Raw genomic sequence first — 11,784 nt, 5'->3', positions numbered from 1 at the left:
GTCACCAGTCACCAGTCACCAGTCACCAGTCACCAGTCACCAGTCACCAGTCACCAGTCACCAGTCACCAGTCACCAGTCACCAGTCACCAGTCACCAGTCCCCAGTCACCAGTTCCCTAACTTATGACAAATAACTTAACAAATACGCTAGTAAAGACCTTCTAGTTGTAGAGTGAAATCAAATAGCCCTAATTTATTCTCAATTGAACATTCAAAGGGAAGATAATCATGGTTCAACGTGGTTCTAAAGTACGTATTCTCCGCCCTGAGTCCTACTGGTTTCAAGAAGTAGGTACTGTTGCTACTGTAGATCAAAGCGGAATTAAGTACCCTGTAATTGTACGTTTCCCCAGTGTTAATTACGCTGGTGTTAACACCAACAACTTTGCTTTAGATGAATTAGTAGAAGTGGAAGCACCCAAAGCTAAACCTGCTGCTAAAAAGTAAGCAATACAACAGTCATGAGTCCTGAGTGCTGAGAATTGAGTATAAAAACATGGAAAAGCAGTAAACTAAATATGCTGGTTCCATGCCCTTAATCTACGGTTGAGGTATGACTCTAAACTAAACACCCAGCAATCATTACTCTGAAAATGCCTGAATTGCCTGAAGTTGAAACAGTACGACGGGGTTTAAATCAATTAACCCTAAATCAAGAAATTACGGGGGGCGATGTGTTGCTACCACGCACCATCGCCCACCCTTTTTTTGTTGAAGAATTTATAGAAAAAATTAAAACCAGTGCCATTACATCTTGGCATCGTCGCGGTAAATATCTTTTAGCTGAACTCTCCCCTTTTTCCTGGTTAGGCGTTCATCTGCGAATGACAGGGCAATTATTATGGTTAAATCGAAATGAACCCTTACACAAACATACAAGAGTAAGATTATTTTTTGGAGATCAGCAAGAATTACGCTTTGTAGATCAGCGCACCTTCGGGCAAATGTGGTATGTTCCTGGGAATGTACCTGTAGAAAGTATTATTACAGGTTTGGCCAAACTAGCAGTAGACCCATTTTCCCCAGAGTTTACAGTTGAGTATTTAGCAAATAAACTGCAAAAAGTCCGTCGTCCGATTAAAACAGCCTTATTAGACCAGTCAATAGTAGCAGGATTAGGTAACATTTATGCTGATGAGGCTTTGTTTAAAAGTGGCATCTTACCTACCACCATCTGTACAGAATTGCAGAAAAAACAAATAGAACCTTTAAGAACAGCGATAATTGATGTTTTATCCGCCAGTATTGCCGCAGGTGGGACAACTTTTAGTAATTTCCTCAATGTTAAAGGCGTTAACGGCAATTATGGCGGTGAAGCGTGGGTTTATAACCGTGCTGGAGAGCCTTGTAAAGTTTGTAGTAATATCATCCAGCGTATTAAACTAGGTGGGCGTTCTAGTCATTTTTGTTCTCAGTGTCAAAGTTAGTGCTGAGTCTATATCGCTGTTAAAATTTTATGAGGAGAAAAATTATATCTGAAAATGGCGGCCAATTTAGCCGCTTTTTTGTTGACGTTACAAAAATTTATGATTAGAATAGCGACTAGGCAGTTTTGGTAAATATTTATTACTATTTATTACCTAGATTGAAATTATGTTAAGAAATGTGTTTACAAAAGTAACGATTTCTTAATATAATCTAATTAAAAGAAAAATGCAAAATTGATTGTCAACAGTGATGAATCCGATACAAATTCCTTGGCTATCAGCCATAATTTTTTTGCCGTTAGTGGCATCCTTAGCCATTCCCCTCATTCCCGACAAAGACGGTAAAACCATTCGCTGGTATGGTTTAGGAGTAGCTTTTGCAGATTTAGCATTAATGATTTATGCGGTTTGGCAAGGTTACGACTTCCAAAGTTCAGCTTTACAACTCACAGAAACCTATAGTTGGATACCTCAAATTGGTTTAAATTGGGCATTAGCGATTGATGGTTTATCAATGCCCTTAGTATTACTCACAGGTTTAATTAACACATTAGCTATATTCGCGGCTTGGAAAGTAACCAATAAGCCGCGTTTATTTTATGCGTTAATGCTGGTAATGTACAGCGCCCAATTAGGTGTATTCCTCGCCCAAGACTTGTTATTATTCTTCTTAATGTGGGAAATCGAATTAGTACCTGTTTATTTATTGATTTCTATTTGGGGAGGCAAAAACCGCCGTTACGCAGCTACTAAATTTATTCTCTACACAGCAGCCGCATCTATATTTATTCTCGTAGCTGGTTTAACAATGGCGTTTTACGGTGATAACTTCACCTTTAACATGACAGAATTGGGACTTAAAGAATATCCCCAACTGTTAGAATTAGCTCTCTATGCAGGTTTCTTAATTGCTTACGGTGTAAAATTACCTATTTTCCCCTTTCATACCTGGTTGCCTGATGCCCACGGTGAAGCGTCTGCACCTGGTTCTATGATTTTAGCTGGTGTGTTATTAAAAATGGGTGGTTATGCCCTAATTCGCTTTAACATGGAAATGTTAGGTGATGCCCACGCTGTTTTTGCTCCAGTTTTAGCAATTTTAGGTGTAGTCAATATTGTTTACGGTGCTTGTTGTGCTTTTGCCCAAACTAACCTCAAACGCCGTTTAGCTTACTCTTCTATTGCCCACATGGGTTTTGTGTTAATAGGCATTGCATCTTATACCGAAATTGGTATTAGTGGTGCAGTGTTACAGATGGTTTCTCATGGTTTAATTGCTGCTAGTTTATTCTTCTTGTCTGGTGTTACTTATGAACGCACCCATACTTTAATGATGAACCAAATGGGTGGTATTGCTAAGGTAATGCCGAGAACCTTCGCTCTTTTTACTGCTGGTGCAATGGCTTCTTTAGCTTTACCCGGTATGAGTGGTTTTGTGGGTGAGTTAATGGTGTTCTTGGGTATTGGTACTAGCGACGTTTATAGTTCTAGTTTCAAGGTTGTAGTTATTTTCTTATCAGCAGTGGGTGTGATTTTAACACCTATCTATTTACTTTCTATGTTGCGTCAGGTGTTCTACGGTAAGCAAAGTGAAGAGTTACATTTAGATACTGTAGTTGCTGATGTGAAACCCCGTGAGTTGTTCATCACTGCTTGTTTGTTACTGCCTATCATCGGTATTGGTTTCTATCCTAAGTTAGTAACAGAAACATACGATGTAAAAACTGTAGAAGTTGCGGCTCATGCCCGTCAAGTGTTGCCTGTGATCGCTCGTCAACAACCTACAAGTTTATATTCTCAAATCTTTTCTGCTCCCACTTTAGCTAGTGCTGAGTAGTTGTTAAGTTACAAGTTGTTTTGGGGGTGGTTGTGGAAACTGCCCCTATTTTTTTCTCACGCAGAGACGCAGAGGCGCAGCATTCGGGGGATAAGTTATCCCTGAAACCATTGATTTTCTTTCCGAATGCTTCGCCCTTACTTATTTGAAAATACTTGTAATTGCTTATGCACAGAAGATAGTTCTTCCTCATCAAAACCAGCATAACAGGGTTTTCAGGTGGTGTCAAGGGGTTTACTCTTTACTATTGCGGAAATTTTGATTTTTGAAATTAATGTTGAGTTTCCTTGCGTCAACCCAACCTACTACTAAAATATTGTAATCATACTATTCTAAAATTCCTAACAAAATTCTCATTAAATCTTCTAAATCATCAGGAATACGATATAGTGAGATATCTTGAAAAATTTGCTGATTTGTTTTATCTAACCTACCAAAACGCCAAGCATCCCCAATAGTTACACATCCATAAAAAATATCACCTTCTTCAACTTCAGAAATAGCAATTAATTCTACAGCTAACTGAGTAAAACCTCGTGTTAAATCATCATTTTTTGCCTCAACTACTAATAAACCGGGATTTCGTTTTAGGAAATAATCTAAATTACCTTTTAACCAATTATTCACAGATAATGGATATTCGATTCTTACTTGACATTGACAATAACGAGCAACTTCTAATAATGTAGGTGCTACTAAAGTTTCTCGTCGCGCTGTTTCGCTACTTAAACTGACTAGAGTTAAAGATTCTTCAATTCTTTGTTTTAACTCTTCTAATCTTTCTAAAGGATGATTACTTTTAGGTAAATCAATATGTCTTCTGAGTAAAGAGTAACCTAATTCTGCTAATATTTCATCAGCTTCATAGCTCATTTCAAAGTAAGATTGGAATGTGTAGGATTGATTTTCTGATAATATTTTTCTACGAGTCATAATTTCTCTGAATCAGGTGGTTATCGAGCGACCTGTACTGAGCCTGTCCTGAGCGGTGTCGAAGGGCGCAGTCGAAGTAAGTCGAGATAATATCCAGGATTTGAGGATTTACAGGATGTTTATTACCATCATACATGAGAATAATTAATTTATTGCTACGGAAGATTTAGTAAGTGATGACAAGAAAGTGATTATTTCTTGAATTAATGGATGTTGTTGTAATATTTTAATTTCTTCATCATTTATGTTGCTAAATATTATCTCGTTAATTGGCTTTTCTGCTCCTAATACTGTCTCTAAAAATTCCTTGGGTTTACTTTGGGCAAGTTGCCATTCTAAATCATTAAATTCACGTTGGGCGATTTTTTCAATTAATGGTTTATTTTGGAGAAATATAATTTCTATTTCAGGAATAGCAAGGGAGATTTGAAAAGGAATACCAGAAGATGCTTGACTTAACATATAATTAATTAAATCTTTCTTTTCAAATACTTGAGATGGGTTATTTGTATCTGCATCTATAATAAGAAAAACAGGTATTTTTTGAGTCGCAAGTAGTGAACTAGCTAAAGAACGCGCTCTGTAAGAACTTGCACCTGCTATAAATTTAATATCTTGAATTAAATTTTTTGGTAGCAATTTCTGTAAAATTTCTATATCTTTATCACTTTCTGTCAGGATGTATGCTAGTGTCATGAGAAAATCTCCGTTGTAATGTCGTAATTAGGTATACATTTTTGAACACAAACACGATATTTTTTGACTAGGAATTTACATATACATTTATTTGTGAGTGAATATTCAATTTCTTCTCCTCCCCATAGTAGAATAGTTTGCGGAGAAATAAACCCAGTTAATGTTACTGTTGCTTCTGTAAATCCACTGCGACTAAACACACTACCAATAGCTGATGCTGGTCTTCGTAGCAATTGATTTCTTAGTTTAGCTATAGGTTCAATATTAACCTCGTCACTTGTATCTTTACATTCTATCAAACAGGCTAGGCTATCTGTATAGATTACTCCGTCAATTTGTTCTACTATTTTATCTTGAATTTTGACGATGTAAGGCCAAGCTACTTCTGCACCATCAAGTTGAAATGCACGTAATACCAGATATTCTAATGCTTTACCTGCATCCCAAAAGTTTGAGGTCTTTTTTGCTTTAATTTCTGACCATAATTTAATTAAATCATCCCAGTTATAGCTGGTAATTCTTGCTTTATATTCTGCATCTGAGGTCATGATTCTATCTGATGTGTCGTATGTTGTAACCTATTATCATTAATTCTACGTTACGGTGTTATTGATTATTGTTGGGTTTCCTTGCGTCAACCCAACCTACTAAATTACAAAAACCTAATTGCCAAGTAATTCTTGTTTACGTCGCTCCTGTTCTTGCTGCTGAACTCTTGCGCGTGTTTCCCGATATTCTTCTACTGCTTTTTGAGATTCATAAGATAGTGAGTTCCTCAATTTTTGAGATTCGTTTTCATCCCCTAAAAGAGAAATCACTTCTCTTCTTTGTGGTTTATCAAGTTTAAGAAACCATTCGATAAAAGATTTTAAAATTACATCTTGTAAACCTGATACTTCGTCATGAGCTACAACACAAGAAGGGCAAACGTATGGTAGGTAGTATGATATTAAACCCCAAGAAGACCTATATTTTTCGCCTTGGGAAATCTTGTTTTTGATCTCGCCGCATTCCTTAGCAGAGATATTGTTAGCAATAATACAGTCTAACAACTGCCACTCGTAACTAGAATAACTGAAGGTGCTTGCTAGTTTTCCAACAGCTACAGAACCAGGATATCCTGGTAGTATTTCTCCTGTTGAAGCGAGTTCAGGAAATTTATCCAAAATCAAGGAGTAATGATATCGAGATTTGATGCACTCTTCTAAATCACTGTTATCCCACTTATCAATATTCAACAGCATTTGTTGATAGTATTCTTTAGAAGGAACATCTTTCTGACAACTTTTAGCCACCTCAGCCAGTGATTTCATATTAACCTGAGCATCACTTTTCATTGGCGTTAAAAACAAAGCCGAGCTAGTTACAAATAAAGCAATTAAACCTTTAACTGTGAATTTCATCATTGATTTCCCTCTTTGATTACCTGTTCTAATTCATCGGAAGCTTTAGGAATGGGATGTGTATTTTCCCAAGGTTTAGTGGCATTAATTACATAATCATTTGAACGTGGTGTATTTTCTTGTTTTTTCCTCGCTTTTTGTGGTTTAGGTACTAATTGTGGTTTCTTTGGAACTTCCACAATAGTTTTTTGTGGTTTTATTCGCAAAGATTTTTTAGTGTTTTCAGCTTGTATTTCTGCTTGTCGTCGTTGTTTTTCTCGCAGTGCAACTTGTTTTTTATGTTGTGCCAAAATAGCGGACTCAAGTTCTCTTTTTCGTTTCTCAGCTTCTTGTTTTTTCTGTGCTAATTTAGCGGATTTTTCTTTTCTAATAGCCGCTTTTCTCTCTTCTTCAGCTTTAGCTGCTGCTTGTAATTGACGTTGTTTTTCTATAGCTGCTTGTCTCTCCTGTTCAGCTTTTAAAACAGCTTGACGTTTTTGTTTTTCTATTTCTTCCCTTCTCGCTTTTTCAACTTCCACATCTTCAGATGAAACTACATTTACCGAACTTGGTTGAATTTGGGGTTTAGCCTTTGGTGTAGATTCATTAATTTGGATAACTGGTGATGAATTAGAAATACTAGGACTAATAACGGGTATTTTTTCTTCAGTTTCAACTATGTTTTTATTATTAGGTTGATTCAATGCAGCAATAGCAAAATATCCTACACCTAAACCAATCAACCATTTCCACTTTTTGCGATTTTTCTGACTTGGTTTACCAGTCGTTTGTACTGATTTACCTGGACTAACAGAAATAGTGGGTAAAGAACTATTTTTAGATTGAATATTCGTGGTATTTACAAAAATTTGCGGTTGATTTAAAGCCTTTTCAATTTTCTTTAATCTCTGTAAAATAACTCTCGTATTTTCAGGACGCTGATTTGCAGTAGGAGCAATTAAATTATCAATTAAATCTGCTAAAAGAGGAGAAATATTAACTGCATATTTTCGCCAATGTAACTCATTAGTCAGAGGATCATAAATAGCTTTATCCTGGGGTTCTTTACCTGTGATCAAAAATATAAAAGTCCGTCCCAAAGCAAAAAAATCAGACTGTTGTACAGAATAACCGTTTTGTTGTTCTGGTGGTGAATAACCTTGGGAAATAATTCTAGTATGGGAGTTTCCCGCTAAAATTGTGGTGGTGATTTGTCGCACTGCACCAAAATCAATTAAAACCAGTTGCCCACTAGGTCGCAGCATGATATTCTGAGGTTTAATATCACGATGAAAATATTTTTGAGCGTGTACTAAAGCCAGAATTTCTACAATTTGTTTCAACCAATGGATAGCTTGAGTTTCAGTAATAGGTTGATAATTGCGAATTTCCATCCATTGCTCTAAATTTACCCCTTCAATTTTCTCCATTACTAAACAGTGCAATGGTACAGAACTATTTTTAGGTAAAACCGTAAAATAACCATCTGCTTGGACTTTGGGAATACCTGCACTATTTAACTGACTCAAAACCTTAGCTTCTTGTTGAAACAGTTCCACCGCTTTAGGGTTATTCTCAGTCAGCACTTTTAAAACTTTGGTTTTTCCACCGTCGTCAATTTCAAAAGTGTTACCAAAACCACCTTGACCTAGTTGTTTAAGTACCCGATAGCGATTTTGCAGTAGTATTTGTGACCCACAGTTACGGCAAATAGGATTATTTGCATTTGCAGGAATTAAGAATATAAAGTAATCATAATATGTTTAAATATACTCTAAGTAGATTAACATAGTTGTCGTATTTTTGGCAACTGGTTTTACTATATAACTCACATTCCGCATAAGCGGAGAATAAAAAAATAATTATCTCCAAAAACATTGTTTGGTAAGGGTTTTCAGGATTTTAGTTCAAAGGAACTATAAAATGTTTATTAGGAATTTATCTCATTTATTGAGAATATTTTTGGAGTAAAGTTTGTACAACCCTGAATCTTTCGTGATAATTATTCAGAATTGGATTTTATCTGCGGAATGTGGGATATAAATAACAAAATAAGTAGGGGATGCAGTATCGCTAAAGCTAAAGCTTCGCTAACGCGCAGCGTGCCATTAAGCATATAAATACAAAACTGAATCAAGGGATTCAGGGATAAAAAGGGGAAGAAAATCCCAGGAATAGACGTTACAACCATCAAAAACTGCCCACTTTTCCCCCTGACTCCTGTAGGGGTTTAGCACTGCTAAACCCCTACTGACTCCTGACTCCTGACAATTTAATTCTTATTAGTTGTTGTAGTATTTTGAGCAGCTTGTTTACCTAAAATTTCCAAAGCTTTAGCAAATTGGGGATCTTCTAAAGTAGCCAGTTTATCACGTTCGTTTAACCACAACTCTTGTCTTTGGGCATCAGTTAAATCTACTTTGATATCAGGGTCAATACCGTGCTTGTTAATATCTTTACCGCTAGGAGTATGATATTTAGCAATAGTCACCGCTAAACCAGAACCATCTTCCAACGGACGCACAGATTGTACCAAACCCTTACCAAAAGTTTGTGTACCCACTATCGTCGCCCGTTTATTATCCTGCAAAGCACCGGACAGGATTTCACTAGCACTAGCAGAACCCTTATCCACCAAAACTACTAAAGGTTTATTAGTTAAAGCACGTCCTCTGGCTATTTCCCGTTCTTGCTCACCTTGACGATCAATAGTGGAAACAATCGTACCTTTATCTAACCACATCCGGGAGATTTCTATACTGGAAAATAATAAACCACCAGGATTACCACGCAGATCCAAAACGTAACCAGTGACGTTTTTAGCTTCTAACTTATTAATGGCATCTCTCATTTCTTTGCCAGCATTAGCACTGAATTGATTCAGTCGAATGTAGCCAATATTACCTGCTGGACTTGGTTTTTCAGCAAACTTAACCGGATGAATTTCGATTCGCGCCCTGGTGATGTCAAATATTTTTTGCTGACCATTTCGGAGAATTTTCAGTCTGACCTGAGTTCCCGCTTCACCGCGAATTAAAGATACAGCTTGGTTAGTATCCATGCCTTTAGTGCTTTTGCCATCAATTTCTAAGATGACATCTTTAGCTAAAATTCCTACTTTAAAAGCTGGTGTATCTTCAATAGGGGAAATTACAACTAATTCCTTTGTTTTTTCATCCTGACTGATAGTGATACCAATACCTGTTAATTCTCCAGAGGTATCAACCTGCATACTCTTAAATTCCTCTGGATCCATAAACCGGGTATAAGGGTCTTCTAGCTTTTTCAGCATCTCCCGGATGGATGTATAAGCTTCCTGCTGATTACTGTAGGACTTGCTTAAATATTCTTTACGAACAGCTTGCCAATCTACTTGATTAAAAGTCCCGTCTACATATTGACGGTAAACAATTTGCCAAACTTCGTCTACCAATTCCTTGGGACTTGCTTTAAACAAAGCCTGACCACGGGAATTAATACCAAGACTAGTAACAGCAATTGTAGAAAGCGTCACTGCTGTAGCACCTAAAACAAGTCTACTTTTTGTAATCACCATAATGACATCTATGTCAGAGGGAAAATCTATTGTCAGTATGCCCAATCTAACACAGGATTTGGTGATTGGTGATTGGTGATGGGTGATGGGTGATAGGGGAAAAATATTTCTCTCCCGACTCCTCTACGGGCGAAGCATTCGGGCTACCAATTCTCAATTTTATGAAAAGGTTATTTTCCGAATGCTTCGCCCCTACGACTCCCGACTCCCCATTCCCCAAATTAAGGATCTACCCAACGTCCATCAGCTTTAATTAAATTGATCAATTCCTCTACACCTTGATCTTCTGGAACTTTTTTGATTTCTTCTCTGCCACGGTATAAAGAAATAAAACCAGGATTTTTACCTACATAACCATAGTCAGCATCGGCCATTTCTCCTGGTCCGTTGACAATACAACCCATGACGGCAATATCTAAACCTGTTAGGTGTTTGGTTGCTTCCCGGACTTTGTGTAACACTTCTTCTAAGTTAAATAAAGTTCTTCCGCAAGAAGGACAAGCGACATACTCAACCATTGTTTTCCGCAAACCTAAAGCTTGCAGAATGCTGTAACAAACGGGAATTTCTTTTTCTGGTGCTTCTGTCAAAGATGCGCGAATTGTATCACCAATACCATCGGCTAATAATGTAGCTATTCCCGCAGTAGATTTAATTCTGCCATATTCCCCATCTCCGGCTTCGGTTACTCCCAGATGTAAAGGATAATCCATGCCTAAATCATCCATGCGTTTGGCCATTAACCTATAGGCTGCTACCATGACGGGAACTCGTGAAGCTTTCATGGAAATAACGATGTTGCGAAAATCCAAAGATTCACAAATGCGGATAAATTCTAAGGCAGATTCTACCATTCCTTCGGGAGTGTCACCGTAGGTAAATAGCATTCTTTCTGCTAACGAACCATGATTCACTCCTATCCGCAAAGCTTTACCTTGATCTCTTAGGGAAACTACCAAGGGTTCTAAGGTTTCACGGATTTTCTCGCCAATTTCGTCAAATTCGGCTTTTGTGTATTCGGTGCGGTTGGTGTTGGGTTTTTCAAATACATACAACCCTGGATTGATACGTACTTTTTCGATATGTTTAGCTACTTCCAGGGCAATTTTCATGCCATTGTGATGCACGTCGGCAACAATGGGAACATCACGGTAAGTTTGCTTTAATTTCTGTTTAATTTCTGCTAAGGCTTTGGCATGAGCCATACTAGGAACTGTAACGCGGACAATTTCGCAGCCAATTTCATGAAGACGACGAATAGCTGCTACAGAACCATCAATATCGAGGGTATCTTCGTTAATCATTGACTGTACCACCACAGGGTAGCCTCCGCCAATGGTGACATCTCCTACCTTGACAGGACGAGTTTTGCGGCGTTTGATGGTGGTGTCAAAGACGGGTTGACTGGATGTAATGTTGTTAGTTTCAAGGGGTGGTAGGGTTTGCATAGCCTCAACAGGTAGATTTTCTGTAGCTAAAATATCAGATTGCAAGGGGTTATGTTTCTCAGATTGCCATAGTTGAGGCTCTTTTGGGTGGTTAAGTGGAAAATTTCCAACTTCATTTTGTTAGCATTTATTAAATGGTATTGATAGGTTCAACGCTATTGATATGAATCCTACTGTCACTCGATTACAGGAACACATTGAATATCCCCGTGAGGGAGTTTTAAGCAAGGTGCTGGCAAAAGATACAGTTTGTCAATATACTCTCTTTTGTCTAGCAGCTAATACGGAAATTTCTGAACATACCTCTACACGCAATGCTACTGTCAATGTTTTGGAAGGTAGAGGTTTATTAACTTTATCAGGAGAAGAAATTCTACTCGAACCCGGAGTTTTTATTTTTATGCCTGCTAATGCCCCTCATGCGTTACAGGCTGAATCTAATTTATCATTTCTGCTCACACTTTCTGAAAGGTCAGCAGATCTTAATTAATCATTTTGGGAGGT

Annotated in this window: 11 protein-coding genes; 4 read left to right on the top strand and 7 right to left on the bottom strand. The window is 37.5% G+C overall.

Translation table 11 applies throughout. The features are described 5' to 3' along the window. Positions 1–229 precede the first annotated feature (229 nt). The 3 genes from H6F47_RS11845 (at position 230) to H6F47_RS11835 (ending at position 3,265) form a co-directional block, all read left to right on the top strand. Positions 230–448, top strand: coding sequence for a photosystem I reaction center subunit IV (locus tag H6F47_RS11845; RefSeq protein WP_096570310.1), 219 nt, complete (start codon positions 230–232; stop codon positions 446–448). Positions 449–594: 146 nt separating this feature from the next. Continuing rightward, positions 595–1,428, top strand: a complete 834-nt coding sequence (locus H6F47_RS11840) for a DNA-formamidopyrimidine glycosylase (protein WP_137665995.1) — start codon at positions 595–597, stop codon at positions 1,426–1,428. Positions 1,429–1,678: 250 nt separating this feature from the next. Next, positions 1,679–3,265 (top strand): NAD(P)H-quinone oxidoreductase subunit 4, encoded by a 1,587-nt coding sequence (locus H6F47_RS11835; protein ID WP_137665994.1) that lies wholly within the window; start codon positions 1,679–1,681, stop codon positions 3,263–3,265. Between the two features lie 327 nt (positions 3,266–3,592). Here the strand turns inward: H6F47_RS11835 and H6F47_RS11830 are convergent, their stop codons facing one another. The 7 genes from H6F47_RS11830 to ispG all read right to left on the bottom strand — a co-directional run bounded on the left by H6F47_RS11830 (position 3,593) and on the right by ispG (position 11,280). Then, on the bottom strand, positions 3,593–4,198 hold the full coding sequence (locus H6F47_RS11830; protein WP_137665993.1) for a hypothetical protein: 606 nt from the start codon (positions 4,196–4,198) through the stop codon (positions 3,593–3,595). Positions 4,199–4,342: 144 nt separating this feature from the next. Continuing rightward, positions 4,343–4,894 carry a hypothetical protein gene (locus H6F47_RS11825; RefSeq protein ID WP_190649284.1) on the bottom strand — a complete coding sequence of 184 codons (552 nt, stop codon included), beginning with the start codon at positions 4,892–4,894 and terminating at the stop codon, positions 4,343–4,345. Next, positions 4,891–5,442 (bottom strand): restriction endonuclease, encoded by a 552-nt coding sequence (locus tag H6F47_RS11820; protein ID WP_190649282.1) that lies wholly within the window; start codon positions 5,440–5,442, stop codon positions 4,891–4,893. The genes H6F47_RS11825 and H6F47_RS11820 overlap by 4 nt, the downstream gene beginning before the upstream one ends. A gap of 114 nt (positions 5,443–5,556) precedes the next feature. After that, a complete protein-coding gene (locus H6F47_RS11815; protein WP_190649280.1) occupies positions 5,557–6,300 on the bottom strand; it encodes a hypothetical protein in 744 nt (247 codons plus the stop codon). Beyond that, positions 6,297–8,012, bottom strand: coding sequence for a protein kinase (locus tag H6F47_RS11810; protein ID WP_347239081.1), 1,716 nt, complete (start codon positions 8,010–8,012; stop codon positions 6,297–6,299). The genes H6F47_RS11815 and H6F47_RS11810 overlap by 4 nt, the downstream gene beginning before the upstream one ends. Positions 8,013–8,548: 536 nt before the next feature. Next, positions 8,549–9,832: a carboxyl-terminal processing protease CtpC gene (gene ctpC / locus H6F47_RS11805; protein WP_190346567.1), complete on the bottom strand. Its 1,284-nt coding sequence runs from the start codon at positions 9,830–9,832 to the stop codon at positions 8,549–8,551. A gap of 221 nt (positions 9,833–10,053) precedes the next feature. Further along, positions 10,054–11,280 (bottom strand): (E)-4-hydroxy-3-methylbut-2-enyl-diphosphate synthase, encoded by a 1,227-nt coding sequence (gene ispG / locus H6F47_RS11800; RefSeq protein ID WP_096570327.1) that lies wholly within the window; start codon positions 11,278–11,280, stop codon positions 10,054–10,056. Positions 11,281–11,443: 163 nt separating this feature from the next. Between ispG and H6F47_RS11795 the strand changes: the two genes are divergently transcribed. Beyond that, positions 11,444–11,770 (top strand): cupin domain-containing protein, encoded by a 327-nt coding sequence (locus H6F47_RS11795; protein WP_190649278.1) that lies wholly within the window; start codon positions 11,444–11,446, stop codon positions 11,768–11,770. The last annotated feature ends 14 nt before the right edge of the window (positions 11,771–11,784 follow it).

The sequence above is a fragment of the Sphaerospermopsis sp. FACHB-1094 genome (assembly GCF_014696195.1).
Classification (GTDB): domain Bacteria; phylum Cyanobacteriota; class Cyanobacteriia; order Cyanobacteriales; family Nostocaceae; genus Sphaerospermopsis; species Sphaerospermopsis kisseleviana.
Note: the sequence above shows the minus strand (reverse complement) of the source record. Positions and strands in the feature narration are given on the sequence as shown.